The 17,200-nt window shown below is 49.9% G+C and carries 18 protein-coding genes and 1 riboswitch; of the genes, 6 read left to right on the top strand and 12 right to left on the bottom strand.

The window, feature by feature from the left end; genetic code table 11:
* The first annotated feature begins 12 nt into the window (after positions 1-12).
* The 6 genes from L1N85_RS00710 (at position 13) to L1N85_RS00685 (ending at position 5,370) form a co-directional block, all read left to right on the top strand.
* Positions 13-1,356, top strand: coding sequence for an ABC transporter substrate-binding protein (locus L1N85_RS00710; protein WP_235233700.1), 1,344 nt, complete (start codon positions 13-15; stop codon positions 1,354-1,356).
* 130 nt (positions 1,357-1,486) lie between these two features.
* Complete coding sequence (locus L1N85_RS00705; RefSeq protein WP_235233697.1) at positions 1,487-2,368, top strand: carbohydrate ABC transporter permease; 882 nt, start codon at positions 1,487-1,489, stop codon at positions 2,366-2,368.
* A 27-nt stretch (positions 2,369-2,395) separates the two neighbouring features.
* Positions 2,396-3,226 carry a carbohydrate ABC transporter permease gene (locus tag L1N85_RS00700; protein ID WP_235233695.1) on the top strand — a complete coding sequence of 277 codons (831 nt, stop codon included), beginning with the start codon at positions 2,396-2,398 and terminating at the stop codon, positions 3,224-3,226.
* Between the two features lie 46 nt (positions 3,227-3,272).
* Entirely contained in the window at positions 3,273-4,277 is a 1,005-nt protein-coding gene (locus L1N85_RS00695) for an asparaginase (RefSeq protein WP_235233687.1), read from the top strand.
* A 13-nt stretch (positions 4,278-4,290) separates the two neighbouring features.
* Positions 4,291-5,019, top strand: a complete 729-nt coding sequence (locus L1N85_RS00690) for a copper homeostasis protein CutC (RefSeq protein WP_235233681.1) — start codon at positions 4,291-4,293, stop codon at positions 5,017-5,019.
* A gap of 189 nt (positions 5,020-5,208) precedes the next feature.
* Positions 5,209-5,370, top strand: coding sequence for a hypothetical protein (locus tag L1N85_RS00685; protein WP_235234370.1), 162 nt, complete (start codon positions 5,209-5,211; stop codon positions 5,368-5,370).
* Between the two features lie 71 nt (positions 5,371-5,441).
* Here L1N85_RS00685 and L1N85_RS00680 read toward each other — a convergent pair whose 3' ends face one another.
* From L1N85_RS00680 to L1N85_RS00625, 12 genes are all read right to left on the bottom strand, one after another.
* On the bottom strand, positions 5,442-6,221 hold the full coding sequence (locus tag L1N85_RS00680; protein WP_235233679.1) for a glucosaminidase domain-containing protein: 780 nt from the start codon (positions 6,219-6,221) through the stop codon (positions 5,442-5,444).
* Positions 6,222-6,453: 232 nt separating this feature from the next.
* Positions 6,454-7,269, bottom strand: a complete 816-nt coding sequence (locus tag L1N85_RS00675) for a TatD family hydrolase (protein WP_235233676.1) — start codon at positions 7,267-7,269, stop codon at positions 6,454-6,456.
* Positions 7,266-8,069: an ABC transporter ATP-binding protein gene (locus L1N85_RS00670; RefSeq protein WP_235233669.1), complete on the bottom strand. Its 804-nt coding sequence runs from the start codon at positions 8,067-8,069 to the stop codon at positions 7,266-7,268. The genes L1N85_RS00675 and L1N85_RS00670 overlap by 4 nt, the downstream gene beginning before the upstream one ends.
* Entirely contained in the window at positions 8,070-8,843 is a 774-nt protein-coding gene (locus L1N85_RS00665; RefSeq protein WP_235233663.1) for an ABC transporter permease, read from the bottom strand.
* Positions 8,833-9,135, bottom strand: coding sequence for a thiamine-binding protein (locus L1N85_RS00660; protein ID WP_235233661.1), 303 nt, complete (start codon positions 9,133-9,135; stop codon positions 8,833-8,835). The genes L1N85_RS00665 and L1N85_RS00660 overlap by 11 nt, the downstream gene beginning before the upstream one ends.
* A gap of 42 nt (positions 9,136-9,177) precedes the next feature.
* Positions 9,178-10,245, bottom strand: coding sequence for an ABC transporter substrate-binding protein (locus L1N85_RS00655; protein WP_235233655.1), 1,068 nt, complete (start codon positions 10,243-10,245; stop codon positions 9,178-9,180).
* A gap of 183 nt (positions 10,246-10,428) precedes the next feature.
* A riboswitch (TPP riboswitch) is annotated at positions 10,429-10,541 on the bottom strand.
* Between the two features lie 138 nt (positions 10,542-10,679).
* Positions 10,680-11,771, bottom strand: coding sequence for a GerAB/ArcD/ProY family transporter (locus L1N85_RS00650; protein WP_235233649.1), 1,092 nt, complete (start codon positions 11,769-11,771; stop codon positions 10,680-10,682).
* 16 nt (positions 11,772-11,787) lie between these two features.
* Complete coding sequence (locus L1N85_RS00645; RefSeq protein WP_235233648.1) at positions 11,788-13,002, bottom strand: Ger(x)C family spore germination protein; 1,215 nt, start codon at positions 13,000-13,002, stop codon at positions 11,788-11,790.
* Between the two features lie 17 nt (positions 13,003-13,019).
* Positions 13,020-14,567, bottom strand: a complete 1,548-nt coding sequence (locus tag L1N85_RS00640; protein WP_235233646.1) for a spore germination protein — start codon at positions 14,565-14,567, stop codon at positions 13,020-13,022.
* 65 nt (positions 14,568-14,632) lie between these two features.
* Complete coding sequence (locus L1N85_RS00635) at positions 14,633-14,833, bottom strand: CLC_0170 family protein (RefSeq protein WP_235233644.1); 201 nt, start codon at positions 14,831-14,833, stop codon at positions 14,633-14,635.
* Positions 14,834-14,871: 38 nt separating this feature from the next.
* Positions 14,872-16,107: a Ger(x)C family spore germination protein gene (locus L1N85_RS00630; RefSeq protein ID WP_235233643.1), complete on the bottom strand. Its 1,236-nt coding sequence runs from the start codon at positions 16,105-16,107 to the stop codon at positions 14,872-14,874.
* Complete coding sequence (locus L1N85_RS00625) at positions 16,076-17,197, bottom strand: GerAB/ArcD/ProY family transporter (RefSeq protein WP_235233642.1); 1,122 nt, start codon at positions 17,195-17,197, stop codon at positions 16,076-16,078. The genes L1N85_RS00630 and L1N85_RS00625 overlap by 32 nt, the downstream gene beginning before the upstream one ends.
* Positions 17,198-17,200 lie beyond the last annotated feature (3 nt).

The following is a 17,200-nucleotide window of genomic DNA, read 5'->3' as shown; positions in this document are numbered from 1 at the left end:
GGTTTTTGGAGAATGGTAAAGAAAAATAGACTTTCATTCTTAATGACAATGCTGTTATTCGTTTCGGTATTCACTGCTGCATGCGGATCTAACACGAATGTGCCGGCGAACACAAACGGGAACAGCAGCAATACGGAAAATGCTGCAACCGACGAAAAAGTGACGATATCGATTTTATCCCGCGCTTCCGGAACAAGTCCGACAGCAGTCGCGTTTCAGAACCTGTTGAAGAAGTTCATGGATGAGAATCCGAACATCACTGTCGTTGACGAATCGCTGAATGACGAGAACGCCTTCAACAACAAATTGAAAACATCACTTGCGACCGGCAATGTGCCGAACATTTGGACCAACTACGGCGGAGAAGCATTTAAAGAATATGCTACGAATATCGCCCTTAATCTTCAACCTTACTTGGACGAAGATCCGGAATGGTCCGGCGCTTTCCTCCCCCTTTTTGATACATGGCAGTACAAGGATGTAAAAGGCACTTATGGCGTTCCGACCGAATTTTACAGCATCGCGATTTACTACAATAAAGAATTGTTCGAGAAAATCGGGATGTCTCCGCCAACTACCATTGAAGAAATGTCAGCCGTAGCCGACAAGTTCAAGGAAATCGGTATTACGCCGATGGCAATCGCCGATAAGGAAAACTTCCGCGGCGGTCATATGCTGACAAACCTGTCTCTGAAAAAGTTCGGACAATCCAAAACCGAGGCGCTTGTAACCGACGCTGCAAAATGGAATGATCCTGACATGACTTCATTGCTTCAACTGATGAAGGACTGGCAAACGGCAGGCATTCTAGGCAACAACATAGTTACAACCGACAACAATACGATTACAGCTAACTTCATTGCAGGCAAAAGCGCAATGCTTTACGAAGGCTCATGGGGAATCAGCCAGCTTGCCGAATCCGCTATCGCAGACAAAATCGGCGTCATTCCATTTCCAGCCTTTGCAGATGCACCGGAAACGAAAGATCTTTGGTTCGGAGGAGCGGGCGGATATTCCGTTTCTAAGGAAGCCAAGGGCGCAGAATTGGACGCAACGATCAAACTGGTGAAATTCCTTACTTCCGTTGAATCCTTCCAATATTACCTGGAATTTACGAAAGGCGGCGTCTATCCGGTCAAAATGGAAATCGCACCGGATGCCGTCGATCCGATTACCCAAGCTTTTGCCGCTGCACAAGCTTCAGCTTCAGGCTTTAAAGGCGAAATTTACGCCTATGACCCTATTGCTCAGCTTCAAGACAAAGTAAGAAACGAAATTCAAGGCATGTTCGCAGGAAATTCGCCGCAAATAGCAGCCGATGCGATTCAAAGCTTTGTTCAATCCAATCGGAAATAATAAGCTGCACCACTCGTAAGACGACTGCGCCGTCCCGCATCATCCCGCCCATTTCGCGGACGGGTGATAAGCGGGACGGTGTTTTATTTCGAACGATATGAAAGTAAATTAGAAGTTAGGAGGCTGCCCTATGTTCGGACGAAAAGTATATCCGACTGTCATTCTGTTTTTGCTGCCGGTTTTCTTACTTTATACGTTCATTTTCATTGTCCCGGTATTTCAAACGGCTTACATGTCTTTCTTCAGTTGGAACGGTATTAAGAGCGTCGCGCTAGAGTTCGTCGGCTTGAGCAACTATATCGACATGTTTAAAAAAGCTGAGTTTTACCGTTCCTTAAAAAATGTAGGCGTATTTATCGTCGCTTCCTTCGTCCTCATTTTGCCGATCGGCTTCTCGCTGGCTTTGATCATTACGAGCAAAATGAAAGGCCGCCGGTTTTTTAAAGTGGCCTATTTTATGCCCGCCATTCTTCCGTTAACATCAGTCGGCTTAATGTGGCAGTTTCTGCTTAAAGGCGACGGCGGTCTTGTAAACAAGCTGCTTGAAATAATCGGACTCGGCATGCTCCAGCAAGATTGGCTCGGTCAACCGAATATCGCCATTTATGTAGTCGTTGCCGTTAATGCATGGATATATTGCGGCTTAAACATGATTATTTTCGCAAGCGGCATTGTCTCGATTTCAGAAGAAATTTACGAGGCTGCATCCATTGACGGAGCGGTCGGCTGGAAAAATATACTTTTCATTACGATTCCGCTCATGAAAGAAACGTTTAAAATATTTGCGGTGCTGGCCGTTACACAGTCACTGCGCGTGTTCGGGCAAATTTATGTCATGACAGGCGGCGGACCGAACGGTGCGACCGATGTTCCGACAACGATGCTCTACAACGAATCCTTTAAATACAACAACTTCGGCATGGGCAACAGTATCGGCACATTTATTATTGTTGTCGGCTTCTTGGCGACCATTGTACTCAATAAGCTAATGAGCTCCAAAGCAGACCATTAAAACTATTCAAGGCAGGTGAAAACATCTATGAAATTGTCTCCATTCCGTTTATTGATATATGCCTTCTCTGTGTTATGTTCATTGGTTTTTTTGTATCCGCTGCTGTTCTCGTTCCAAAACTCATTGAAGGACAATACGGAAATATATAGCGAAAACTTGTTTGCGCTTCCTGCGCAATGGCTGTGGTCCAATTATAAGCGGGCGATCGTTGAAGGCCATATGGATTGGGCCGTATTGAACTCCTTCCTCTATGCTGCTGCAGGAACGGTGCTTGCTCTTATACTCGGGCTTATGGCCTCGTTTGTATTATCCCGCATCAAATTTAAGTTTAGAGAAGCGATCTATTTGTATTTTATTACTGGGCTGATGATTCCTGTCTTCTCCTTGATGATACCGATCTCCAGACTTATAGGAACGGTGAACGGCTTTAACAATTATGTCGTTTTAATCGTACTGTACGCAGTCATCGAGCTTCCTTTCACCATCTTTCTCATTACGGGTTTCATGCGCGGCATTAGTAAGGAAATCGACGAATCCGCTGTCATTGATGGATGCAAACCCGGAACGCTGCTGTTCCGAATTTTACTGCCGCTCACAATGCCCGCCGTTTCTACGGCTGGAATATTAGCTTTTTTCAGTATCTATAATGACCTTATTTGGAACGTTCTGCTCATTTCCGATAGAAGCCTATTCAATATTTCAATAGCACTTATGTCTTTCGTCGGTCAATATGGCTCTGTTCAAATGGGCCCAACTTTTGCTAGTATTATGATCACAATCATCCCTACCATTATCGTCTATCTATTATTCCAAGAAAAAGTCGAGAATGGACTTAGTGCTGGCGCCGTCAAAGAATAGGGTATGAAAGCAGAGGCAGCACAAATTACTTTTGGGAGGTTTCCGCATGGAAGTTAGATTAGTGGAAGAATATCGTGGCGAAATGCTTGAAAACGTGCACTCCGGCCATATTTGTATCGTAAATGATAACCGTTCCGTCGTGTACCGGGCAGGTAATCCAAATCACGTTACTTATTTGAGATCATCGGGAAAACCATTTCAAGCTATTCCGTTTTTTGTCAACGGTACGGACAGACATTACCCTTTTAACGAAAAAGAATTAACGATTTTAACGGCCTCGCACCGTGCGGAGCCCTTTCACGTCGAAGCTCTGGAATCGATTATAGCGAAGACCGGACTGCAGGAGCAGTCGCTCGTCTGTCATCCAACTTATCCGCTCAATATATCTGCAAGCCGAACGCTCATTGCAGCAGGAAGCCCGCAGCGGAAGCTGTACCACAATTGTTCAGGTAAACATTTGGGCGTGTTAGCGCTCAGTTTTCACAAGGACTATTCCTTGTCCGATTATTGGCATGAAGACCATCCCGTTCAACGGGAAATTATCGCCACGCTGGCCATGATGGCCGAAATAGATCAATCGCTCATAACGCTAGGAACAGACGGCTGCGGTTTTCCGGTGTTCGCTATGCCGCTTAACCATTTGGCAACCGCGTATTTGAAGCTTGCTTGCCCGGATCTCATTGAAAATAAAGAAGTGCGGGAAGCTGTCACGAAGCTTACCAGATTAATGAACCGCCATCCGGAGATGGTGAGCGGAACCGGTCTAATCTGTTCGGCGCTCAACAGCGATGACAATATTGTTGCCAAGGGAGGCGCGAAAGGCGTCTATTGCTTCGCCTTGAAGAAGGAGCGGCTTGGCATTGCCCTTAAGGTGCTTGACGGATCGGAAGATGAATGGCCAATCATTGCAGCGTCCGTGCTGAAACAACTCGGGTATGACAACCATACGACTATCGAGAAGCTGCGCCAACTGGCACCAGCCGCTATTTACAATGACAATAACTTGGTCGTCGGCCGAAACGAAGCTGTTTTCAATCTGCAGCCTCTTTAAGGAGATAACAACAATGCATAACTTACATGTGCCTTTGAACCGACCGGGCATCACTTTGGAAGTGATTGCGATGAGTGTAAGCGATGCGCTTGCTGCCGAAGCTGGCGGCGCAAATCGAATCGAGCTCGTCTCCGCACTATCGGAAGGCGGCCTGACGCCTAGCATCGGGCTGATAGAACGAACACTGGACGCAGTCTCGATAGATGTGCAAGTGATGATTCGCCCCCACAGCCGCTCTTTCGTCTACAGCGAGGACGACTTGGAAACGATGCTTGCCGATATCAGGTCGGTAAGGCGGCTTGGACGCGCAGGCATTGTAATGGGTTGCCTTACAGATGAACGGCTTATCGATGAAACGGCACTTAAGCTGCTTCTAGACGAGGCTGGCGAGATGGACATAACATTCCACCGTGCTTTCGATGCGACACCCAATCTCGACGAAGCATTCTGCACATTAATGCGCTATCCGTCTATTAAACGGGTGCTAACGTCTGCCGGGCAGCCTTCCGTGCTGCATGCGGCAGGGCAATTATGGCGGCTCCAACGGCTCAGCACTCATTCATCCATAGAGATTATGGCGGGAAGCGGACTCAGCATACCGTCGCTCCCCGCTTTTCTACAAGCGTCTCAAGTGCGGGAAGTGCACTTTGGCAGCGGCGTTCATCAACCTGCCGGCTGTGTCAATAAGGCTCTGGTACAGGAAGCAAGACACTCCCTCGATAAAATGTTCACACCGGGTTGAATATGAACAGAATGTAATTCTGCGTCGAAGCTCCCCCTGGATATTGTTCATAAGACACCGGCCCACAGCGATGTGGGTCATTTTTTTTGAAACCTTGTAAACCATAATAACGTTATAAACGAATATACTTTCATGGAGCATATGCTTACGAAGATGGTTTTGCTGTCGCAAAACCTTTAGGAGGCGATCGTGATGGAAACATTCGGCAGAGGCTGTCTGTACATTATTATCGGCATTATTGCAGTAATGGCTTTAGCTTTTATCGTTGGCGGAACGATTACTATTCCATGGTTCATTCTCATTCCCCTTATCATACTCGCATTCTGGGCCGCATCAAGGAAAGGCAAATGAACGACAAAACTGACATTCCTGCCTTAAAGGGGTTGGAAGCCAGTTTTTCTTTTTTTATGGACAAGCTTACCTTACCCGATTCCGAGCAATACGACACTTGCCCCGGCGTCCCAGCTCGCCTGTAATTCAAGCTCCGCTGCCAGATCGCGAACCTTCACATAGCCGGTTGCTTCCGACAGAATAGTTTCGATCGCCTTACCGTTTACGGTCACTTCCGTTCCCGTCCAATCGATCACCGCTCCAAGCGCCTCTCCCAGCTGCCTCGCCGGAACCCATGTCACCCCGTTTAGCAAGTATCCGTCCGAAATCACTTGACCTTCGTACACAACCGGGATTGCGATTGCATCCTTCAGCTTCTCCGGTTTCTGAACATGCCTGCTGCCTAACGCATCGTATCTTTTTAACCCGTATCGTTCAATAATCGACTTTAGCTTGGTCGCATACGCCGGATCTGTCGCATAGCCGCACGCCTGCAGCATTTCGGCTTGGCTCTCTGGCGTCGGCGCATTTCGAACGCGTGCATAACGCGGCATTGCAAGCAGCAAATCCAAATCTTTATAAAAGTGATACACGCTTTTGTAGGCCCGAAAAGCAGCTCTCGTGCTGGCATTCCGACCATCAATGTACTCCCAGGTTCCCTTTACCACCGCTTCGCCATGCCAATAAGCATTCGTCTGGCCGCTGCCTACCTTTATTCCGCCCAAGTTGTTCCACGAATGAATGACGCCGCCGGTTTCGAGCAAATTTTGCGCAAGCCGCACGGAAGGAAACATAGTCGATCCTTCCCGCTTTATTCGAATAACGGTAGGCGCCAATACCGCAAAAAATTGATTCCTCGTAAGTTTAGCCATCGTCAGACTCCTTTCTATTAGGTTTACCTGGAACTTACCTCGCTCTTACCTTTGTATGCAGCAGCAGCGCGAAAGGCAACGGACAAATCGGTACGAAGGAAGGTTCAACCCGGGCGGACAAACTTACTCCGCTGCCAAAAATGCAATTTGGACTGGTTCGAATGATAAAAAAAGCCCGCCTCGAAGAATCCGATATCCTCCGAGCCGGACTTCTCCTAACATGAAATCTTGGCTAAATCCCATAAAAGCGCCGCGTATTCGCAAGCAGCAGACAAGCTACCTGCTCTGCAGGCTGCTTCTTTAAGGCCGCTATATGCCTCGCTGCATCAGCAGCCATTGCCGGCCGCGTAGACTCCCCGGCGTACGGTCCCTCGAACGGCCACGGACCGTCCGTCTCCACCATCATAAGCGAAAGCGGATAATGCCCGACGAGCCGCTGAATCTCCTCCTCGTACGCCACATCCGGCGTGATCGAAATCATATAGCCGCTTTCGGCCATTCGCGGCAGGACGGCAGCACTGCCCTTAAACCAATGGAAATGAGCCCGCTGAACGCCATGTCTCTCCAAAATATCGCATGCTTTATCCGCATCCTCGTATACCGCATGAAGCACGATCGGCCGATCCATCTCCGACGCTAGCGCTGCGAATCGCTCCAGAAGCACCAAATACGGCGCCTCGTCTAAACGCTCTCCCTTCGCTTCAGCCTCCATTCTCGTATAGTACGGAAGACCGACCTCGCCTATCGCGAACCGCTCGCCCGCGTCATGCCGCATACGAATCCAACCGAGCAGCTCATCGATCTCCGCCTCCGAAGGAATCGGCTGCTCCGGATGAAAACCGTAGGCCGGGTGAACCCGGCCAGGATACCGCAGCGACAGCTCCCGGTTCACAGCCGAGGATGCCAAATGCATGGAAACCGCTACGACGGCAGCTACGCCATTCTTGAAGGCTCCCTCCAGCAGTGCGCCGCGCTCCGCTTCCGGATACAAATCAACGTGAAGATGCGCGTCCATGCACGAAGCGCCGTCCGTCCCCTTTGCCGTCATTCATTCGCCTCCTTCCCGCCTGCCTTAAGCAGCTCGTAAATTTGCTGCTTCAGCTCATTAAAGAGCGGGTTCGTCCAAAGCGCCTCGCTGCGCGGTCGTTCGAAGGGCACGACAAACTCCTCCAGCACAACGGCTGGCGAAGCGGACAGCACAATGATGCGGTCCGATAAAAACAGCGCCTCTTCGATGCTGTGCGTTACGAGCAGCACCGATCTGCGGTTCTGATCCCAGATCGACATCAGCCATTGCTGCATCTGCAATCTCGTCAAGGCATCCAACGCTCCGAACGGCTCGTCAAGCAGCATCAATCGCTGCGGCGCAAGCAGCGCCCTTAAGAATGAAACCCGCTGCAGCATGCCGCCGGAGAGCATATGCGGATAAGCATCCGCATAGTCATCCAGGCCGATCCGCTCCAGCCATTCCTTCGTCTTCAGCTTCGCCGCTTTGCGGTCCAAGCCGGAAATCGCAAGCGACAGCTCAATATTGCCGGCAACAGATTGCCATGGCAGCAAAGCCGATTGCTGCGGCATATACGAGATGTGGCCGCGCTCGCCGGTCGTCTGCTTTCCTTCCACCCATATTTCGCCCTCCGAGGGCTGCTCCAAGCCGCCGATGACTTTAAACAGCGTCGTCTTCCCGCTCCCGGACGGACCGACGATCGAGACGAATTCCCCGTCTGCGACGGATAACGATAACCCGCCGAGCACTTCCTTGCGCGCGGCCCTTTTCCCGAAAGACTTGCGAATGCCCCGTACCTGCAGCGTCGTCATGGCATGAATGCTTGCTTTATCGCTCATCATTTATTCCACCTCTTTCACAGGCTGCCACCGAATGACAATACGCTCCGCCAGAACGATCAGTCCGAACAGCGTAAGGCTGAGCGTCACAATGATAAAGACCGCCGCGTAGCCGCGATCCGGCATAAACCCTTTGAACGATATAAGCATGAACGCGCCCAGCCCTTTATTCGTGCCGAGCCATTCCGCCACAATCGCGCTCAGGACGCTGTAGGATGCGGATATCTTCAGGCCGGAGAACAAGTGAACGATGGCATGCGGCAGTTCAAGCCGCCAGAACAGCTGCCATTTGCCGATTCCGATCATTTGAAAATAATGGCGAAGCTGCGCATCCGGACTTGACAGGCCGCTAAGCATCGCCACGGTTATCGGAAAGAAGCAAACTACCGTGACAAGCAGCACCTTAGGCAGGAGCCCGTAGCCGAGCAGCATCGTTAAAATCGGGGCAATAGCGATGATGGGGACGTTCTGCGACAGAACCAGCAGCGGATACACGGCTGAGCGGAAGCCTGGAATTAGATGCAGCAAAGCGGCGAGCACGAAGCCCACCGCCGATCCTCCCGCGAAGCCGAGCAGCGTTAGCTGCACCGTAGCTTCCGTATGCTCCATAAGCCGAGGCCATATTTGAATCGCCTCCTGTACGATCGCAAGCGGCGAAGGAAGCAGCCACTTATCGACCTTTCCCCACGTTACCGCCGCCTGCCAGCAAGCTAGCAGACCCGCCAGTACGGCCATTGGAGGCCAAGCCTTCGCCCAGCCGCTCTTCCTAATGGCCATCTGGATATTTCTCCAGCAATCTGCCCATGGAAGCGCCGTTTGCCGGGTTGTAATAAATTTTCACCTGCGAAATGACGGATGGACAGCCCAACTCCGTCATCGCCTCGCTCATCGACTGCACGACGCTTAGCAGATGGCTAAGCTCGCCTTCCATCGTCGTCTCGAGCGGAGCTACACGATAGGGCACACCCGCTAGTTTAATAATCTCGATAGCCCGATCCACATAAGGAATAACGCTATCGCCGCCGGGCGTTGCCGGCAGTATTTGTATGCTTACTAATGCGTTTGCCATCCGAATCCTTCTCTCCCCTAATGATAAGTAAGCCGCATCCAGCTATTCCGGCAAAAACTCGTTCGTAAATGCTTTCTCCGCCTCAAGCTCCTTCTCAAGCAGCTTGTGCTCGAACATCCAATCCGCGTAATTCTCCCATACGCTAAGCTTCTGCTCGCCCCAGCGCGGCGCATCGTCCTGATATTTCGGGCTCAGCCACTTCTGGCTCGCGCGTACAAGCTCGGGATTGAGGTCCGGCTCCGCTTTAATCAGGATCTCGGCTGCATCCTCCGGATTTTCAATGGCATATTGATATCCTTTGGCAGCTGCCGCCGTGAACGATTTAACGATTTCCGGCTTCTCTGCGATCATCGTTTCATTTGTCGTAAGAACGGGCGTATAGTAATCCAGCTTATCGCTATAATCAGTCAAATAAACCATGTTGATTTTTTCGCCGCGAAGCTCTGCTTCCACGCCTGTCCATGCATAATAAATCCAGGCAAAATCAATATCGCGCTTAACAGCCGTGAAGAAATCGCCGTCGCCTATACTGATGATATTCACTTTGCTAATGTCGGCGTTTTTCTCCTGCATCAGCGATTGAATAACCGCCTCTTCAACGGGAGCTCCCCAGCCGCCGTAAGTTTTGCCTTCGAATTTCTCAGGCGAATCGATGCCCTTCTCAAGCGGCGAAGCAAAGCCGGAGGTGTTGTGCTGAATGACGGCTGCAAGCGATACGAGCGGAACGTCTGCGATGCGGGCCATCGTAATCGATTCCTGATAGCTTACGCCGAACTGCACATTGCCCGTGGCAACCATCTGATCGGCGCCGCTCTGACCCGGCTGAATAATTTCAACGTCCAGGCCCTGCTCCTTGAAGAAACCTTTATCCCTCGCGACATAAAGTCCCGTATGATTCGTATTCGGCGTCCAATCGAGCACGACCTGCACCTTCTCGAGCGGCTTGTCCGCTCCCTCTTGTTCTTGTCCCTGCTCCTGCTGCTCATGCTGCTCCTGCTGCTCATCACTTGCCGGCGCGTTATTCGCACCGCAGCCTGCCAGCGCCAATACGAATACGAGCATAGCCGTGATGATTCTCCATGATGCTTGTACCGTCTTATTCTGATTCATGATGTTTGTTCCCCTCTCCACAGCTACTATTTGTATAAATGATGATGACGAGCACTCGTTAGTAACCGGTTCATGGATGCAACAACAATTAAAAAAGCGTCCTCCCGATCCGGAGGACGCCATACATTCGGCTGCGCTGCCAATAACCCATGCATAAACTTGATCGTTTTAATCAAGCCGCTGAATAAACAGAGCTTCTGTCCCTACGCTGGCATTACCCAGATCAGGTTTAACGGGTCGGAATTGTGAAAAGAATCCCCTCTCAGCCGGCTTAACCAGCTCCCCGGAACATATTAAGTTTCGTCAACATGTTCAATTGTAAACAAAACCCGATCAAAATGCCAGTCTTTTTTGAAAACGATTATCACCGCTTCTTAAAAGCGTGCCGGACATCGATACCTTCAATATCGGTCCGTTTGATCGGGGCTTAGCGGCTAAACCGCTATTTTAGCATCTTTGTACTTCTTCCTTATGCCAACCGCAAGCATGAGCAAAGGCAGCGCCACCTGTAACAACGGGACAATTTTCAACGTAACATCAAGACCGATCCATATATGATACGTATTGTTCGCTTCCAAAAACGACGACGCATAAATAACGAGAGCGATCGGCATGACACAGTGCCGGTACGGAATGCCGGTTACGGCGCTGAACGTAAATACCGAAGCCATGTACAGAGCCGTCATTTTCACATAAAGCCCGATAAAAAGAAGCAGGGTAACGATAACGTCAAGCCGCTCCAAAATGTTAGCCAGCCTGATCAGTTGGACGACCTCCAGCAACGGCAATGCGGATAAAGAGGACAATTCCGGGCCGAGCACGCTCATGATGAGCATGTTCATCAAAATCAAAAATAGCGATACCCCTGCCTGGGACCAGTACGATACACGGCCGATTATTTTTTTCTCGTGCACATATTTCCAGAATACGAGCATTGTGATCATTTGGCCAAAAGGAAAGGACAGCAGGTCCGGAAAGGCCGCTTTCATGACGGGCGCAATTCCATTCTCCAGAACAGGCTGCAACCGGCTTATATCCGGCAATCTGGAAATGAGAAGCAGCAATATAACAAACAAATAACTAAGAGCTGCAACTGGAAACAGCAGCTGTACGATCCGAACGAACACCTCCAGCCCTTTGCTGACGGTATAGGCGGATACGCTTAAGATCAGCAGCATGACAATCCACTTCGGAGTGAGCGTCAGGAGCCCCATCATCGTCAGCTCGCCGACATCTCTTACATTGCGCATCGATTCATACGCGAACCAACAGGCATGTATAAGCCCCACGGCCCCTCCAATCCATTTGCCAAAATGCATCATGTAAAGCTCGGCCAGCCCGGCCTCCGGAGCGCGTTTCTGAATGCGGATATACATCACGGTAAGCAGCAAACCGGCAGCCGCGGCAACAGTCATAGCTATCCATGCGTCCTGCTTCGCCTTAATGCCGAGCTCGAACAAAGGGGTGCTGCCGATGAGGAAAATAATAATGAGAATGGACAGCTGGTTTTTGCCGATTTGCTGCATACCGTCTCCTTTCCAGCTACGAACGGGACTTTTCCTGCGTCTTCTTAAAGCCGTTGCCGCTCATGCCCGTAGAATTGATTTTCACGTTAGCCGTTATCTTTACTTCCATCCGTGAGAAATGCTCAGACCACTCATCCTTCATTTCTTTCCATGCCTTTGGGTATTTTTTGTGAATAACGCTTCCAAACCCAACGATATCCGCCCGGTGCCTGCGAACGGCCTGCCACCCTTTTTCCATGACAGCCTTAAGCTCGCTCTCGACAATTCTTTCCACCTTCTCCACTTCGGGCGGCTCGGTCATGTCTCCCCCGCAATTGTATTCGAGCAGCGTTCCTTCAGCTTCAGCATGAACATGCATGATCCATTTGCCGCCCGATTTTTCCGGACGAAGCTTCGTCTTCGCGCTTATGATGCGCATAGAGGACTCCTCCGGCTCCTTATCCTCCTGCTTGCACCCGAACGCTACCGTCGTCCGTTTAATATGGTCGGCCAGCCACATTACGCCGAAGCTTTCCTCTTTCGTAATCCATCCGACCAGCTTATCCTTCTGTATTAATCCCAGATCATGGAGCCTTACCTTCGAGGGCGTATTCGTGCGGCTTAACTTGCTTGACCGGTCCATGCTCTCGCCCGTACCTCCAACGACCAAGCTTGGAATGCCGACCGCTTGCGACGTACCCAGCAAATCCAGCACGACTTTATGCATGGTCATTTGCCGAAAAACCGAGCTGTTCATTTCCTCATTTGTAATCATGCCCTGTATGGCATTGCCCGGTATTTTCTCCAAAGGAATGAGCTGCTCGAGCATTCTCCTTGCGCTTCCCTTTGACAAATATACGCTGACCGTCTCGCGGGAATCGGCGTTTCGCAAATAAACGTCGAACAATTGGCCGAGTCCCTTACGCGCAGCCTCCTGTCCAATAATGATAATTTGATTATGGGCAAAATAAAGCTGCCGCGACGTTTCCTGGCTGGCCTTGCTCGTTGCGATGCGGAAGTTGTCTCCCGTCGTCGAGAAGACGTTTACGGCAGCAGACGGGCCTGCAGAAGGGCTTTGACTGGATATGGCCTGCGGAATAACAACCTGATAAGAAAGCTGCCACTTCCCATCCTTCCAATCCACCCCGGTAGCCGAAACAATGCCGATTTCATTGAGCTCCACCCGGTTCCAGCAGCCGCCGAGCAAGCAAGCCAGCAGCAGCAGCAGCACGGTAGTCTTCCAATAATTCAATGCTCCCTCTCCCTCCGCTAAGGCTTATCGGTATGACGCTGTGCGGGCGGCTTCTTCCCGTTCGGCCTTCGCTTCGGATTGCGCAAATTCATATCGAGAGGCCGAAGCACGATTGCCCACCACGGCAGCCTGATGAACACATCTCGAAACAATCCTTGCCTGGTCGGTCCAGGCGCGAGCGGCGACATGTAAGGCACGCCGAAGGAGCGCAGCGACGTTAGATGAATCAGCATGAACAGTACCGATACGAAAATACCGAAAAACCCGAGCATCCCGGCCATCAGCATGAAACCAAACCGAATAATTCGCGATGTAGCCGCCATATTGAATTCCGGCATGACAAAATTCGATATCGCCGTAAACGAGACGACGATGACCATCCCTGCCGACACTATGCCCGCTTGAACGGCGGATTGTCCTAATACGAGAGCGCCAACGATTGAAATCGCCGGCCCGATCGCCCTCGGCATCCTTAAGCCGGCTTCGCGCAGCACCTCAAATGTCATCTCCATAAGAAGCGCCTCGACAAGACCGGGAAACGGAATCCCCTCCCGCTGGGCAGCGAGACTGATAAGCAGTGTGGTCGGCAGCATTTCTTGATGATAAGTCGTTACCGCAATATATAAGGCGGGCAGCAGCATAGACACGATATAGGCCACGTACCTGATGATGCGCACGAAAGAAGCGATGTCGTACCGCTGATAGTAATCCTCCGGCGACTGGAAAAAAGAGAAAAAGGTCGTTGGAGCCATTAAAGCGATCGGCGTCCCGTCAACCAAAACAGCTATTCTTCCTTCAAGCAGCGCCGCGGCAACCGAATCCGGCCTCTCCGTATTCAATAGGGTAGGAAACAGCGTAAACGTCTCGTCTTGAATAAACTCCTCGATATAGCCGCTTTCGAGCACGCCGTCAATGTCGATTGCCGCCAGCCTGCGGTAAACCTCCTTTAAAATCCCCTCGTTCACGATCCCGTGCAAATAAAGCACGGCTACGTTCGAATGCGTTTGCTTACCGATTTTATGCATTTGTACGTGAAGGTCGGGAGATCGAATAATTCGGCGGATTAAGCTTATATTTGTCCTTATGTTTTCCACGAAGCCGTATTGCGGCCCGCGAATGACCGTCTGCGTTTGTGCGATGGAGACGGCTCTTTGACTGCCTCCATTTACATCCGCGGTTAACGCCGCCGCGCATCCATCAGCCAAAATAATGCATAATCCGTCGGTCATATACAGAAGCGCCTCGTCCATCGTGTTGATCTCCTGAACCGATCCGATTGAAACGACGCAGCTGCGCAGGGCATCCAGAAGCTTTCCGCCCTTCTGATACCTATACTGCGGCAGCTTTAATGACATTAACGGCTCCATAATACTTTCGTTAATCGTCTCCGAATCCACGATACCGTCTACGTAAATGATGGCCAGCTCACGTTCAGGAGCTGCATCGCTGCTAAACAACCGGATAACTAAATCGCAACTGCCTCCGAAGCGATTGCGAATAGCTTGCACGTTCGCATGCAGCGACGGACTAAAGGGCGTTAACGCTTCTGCGCTTTGTTTGTTCATAATGGCACCTTTCGTTTCCATGGTGCTTCTATTTTGGCGCATTATGGGTGCAAATATGTATCGGCTTAGAGGACGAACATCCCTATTAACATAAGCAGCCCGAATACGATATTCAGCCAGCCGATGACACGGGATACTTTCTTTTCCTTGTTCATCGCCTTCGCCTTATAACCTCTTGCGTCAGCCTGCAAGATTAAAAATCCGCTTATCAGGCATAAGAATACAATGTAACTGAGGGAACTCACGGTATAACCTTCACCAATCATAGTTTGTCCGTCTCCTTAGCACTTCCGCATACGAACGTTTACTTTGCCTTCATTCCAATCCGTCGAACATTTACCGTAACGTTAACATCGAATGTTGCATCCTTATACATGCGCTGCCAGTTTTCCTTGGTTTTGATTCGCTTATTCCAATAACCCGGTTTTTTCGCTCTCACATATTCGCCGAAGCCGAAAATATCCGATCCTTTTTCCTGTGTTTTTCTTATTATATCCTTATAAAATTTTTCGGAGACCTCTTCCTGCTTCCGGTCGATTGATTTAATGGTTTCCGTATTATCTATGAGCTGCTCATCATTCATTTTCTCCTCTAAATTCACCTCAAGGTTAACGTCTATTGTAAAATGCGGCAGCCCGTTTTTAATTTGAAGATCGAATTTCGAACCGCGCTGGGTGACGTTGGTCATTACGGATTCATCCATTCCTTCCAGGTTAATAACCGCACTATATCCCGCGGGGTTGACCCCTTTAAGCCCTAAATATCCGGCAATCTCAAGCGGTTTCGTTACGCCGACCATTCTATTGTTTTTGAAATAGGCCAAGCCCATAATTTCGACGTTCTGTTCCTTCTTCATTTCCACATAAGGCAAAAACCCTTCCTGTCCTTTCTTTGACGTATTGCTCCAAAAGATTCCTAAATAATCCTTTGGAAACCTGCCCAAATTGATCCCTTCATCCAAGGTTGACATGAGATACAGCGTAGGCATTCGTTCCAGTTTAGGCGCAGCACGCATTAAGCCCATCGCATGTCCCTTCGAAATCATCATCCATGCCATTCTGCGCACCTCCGAATTGCGGCGGAAGTAATCGTTCACATTTTCCAAGCCTTTTTTGGCTAGTGCCTCAGATATGACGATGACACGCAAATGTCCGAAGAATAGCTTGCTGGATATTTGCTGCTGCAAGTTCATGAAGGCATCATTGATGGAGTGACCCACTACTTCAATGACCCAGACGGTTTGCTGCGAATCCTCCTGACTTCCTCCGCCTTCCCCCGGTCCAAGAGGAATCCTCCCTGGAAGGGCAATTTGCACTCCAACCCGTACCATGCCGCTTCGCGGTGCGGGGACTGCCCCTTGAACATGTCCAACCTCGCTTTCTTCTTGTTCGGCATCCTCACCGGCCACATCGATGGAAACCCCCAGAACGACAGCGCGCTCATCAATTTCAAGCTGATCCCAGCATCCTGTGAGCAATGGAACCGTAATCAGCATGACGCATACCAGCTTAACCGATTTTATCCATTGATTCGTCTCCATTTTGATTCCCTCTCTTCTTGCGTAGGATAGAAATCATGAACAGCAGACCTGGATACCCGATCGTAATGTATAATCCAATTCGTCCGACGTTTTCAATGATATCGTACATCTGTACAATGTTTTGAGGCAGCATTGCCATGATGAAGACAAATGGGAGAAGGAAAAAAGAAAACATTTTGTGATCGGCTAATCGAAATAATTGGGTTATAGCATAAATAGTAAAAAAATAGCTTGAAAGCAACGTCGTAAATACAGCTGTCACCCAGACCGCAAGAACTGCCGCATCCAGCCGTTCCAATATATTCGCCGGCAGCGACGTTGCTTTGGCTAATTCCAGCGTCGGCCAGAGCAGATTCTTAATTTCTTCCGCGCCGAATACGCTAACCGCAGCCACGACGATTAATAAATACAAGCCTCCCGCAATAAGCATTCCCCAGAAGCTTGCCAGCATCGCCTTCTCGGGTTTGCGCATCGAAGGAATGACCATTGTCAGGATGAAAGAGCCTTGAAATAAGGCAGCAATTGTCATGGTGCCCATCATTATGCCTTTCAGATCATTTCCAAATATGGGCTGGAGATTGATAACCTCTGCATTTTTAAAGGAAAGAAACGCAATTAATAGGATTGGAACTAAAAGCAGTGGAAAATAAAAATGATGGATATAGGCAAAGGTGGTAATCGTATTGCGTGTAGAAATGGCTGCGAGTAACAGCATGACGATGACCGTCACTTCTACGGGTGTTGATTTGAGAACCGATGTGACGACTACTTCCCCGAATTCCCTGGCGGTAAGCGAGGTTAGCACGGCGAAGAAGACGATGATGAGAAGGCTCCCAAGCCTGGCTGCCCATTTCCCTATAATATCCTCACTGTATTGAATGATCGTTTTATTCGAAAATCGCATGCCCAGCCAAGTTATTAATACCAAGCCGATTGACGCAACCGCCATACCGAAAAGGGTTACCAGCGGAGCGGCCGATTCGCCCGCGCGGACGGCAAAGAGCGGAAGCGGAAGCACCCCCACTCCGATAATCGTACTGACAAGTATGGCGGCTGTTTGAATAACCGTAATCTGGCGCTGCTCTTCCATGCA

Source organism: Paenibacillus alkaliterrae, from assembly GCF_021532375.1.
In the GTDB taxonomy this organism is placed as follows: Bacteria; Bacillota; Bacilli; order Paenibacillales; family Paenibacillaceae; genus Pristimantibacillus; species Pristimantibacillus alkaliterrae.
This window is presented reverse-complemented; position numbering and strand designations above follow the sequence as displayed.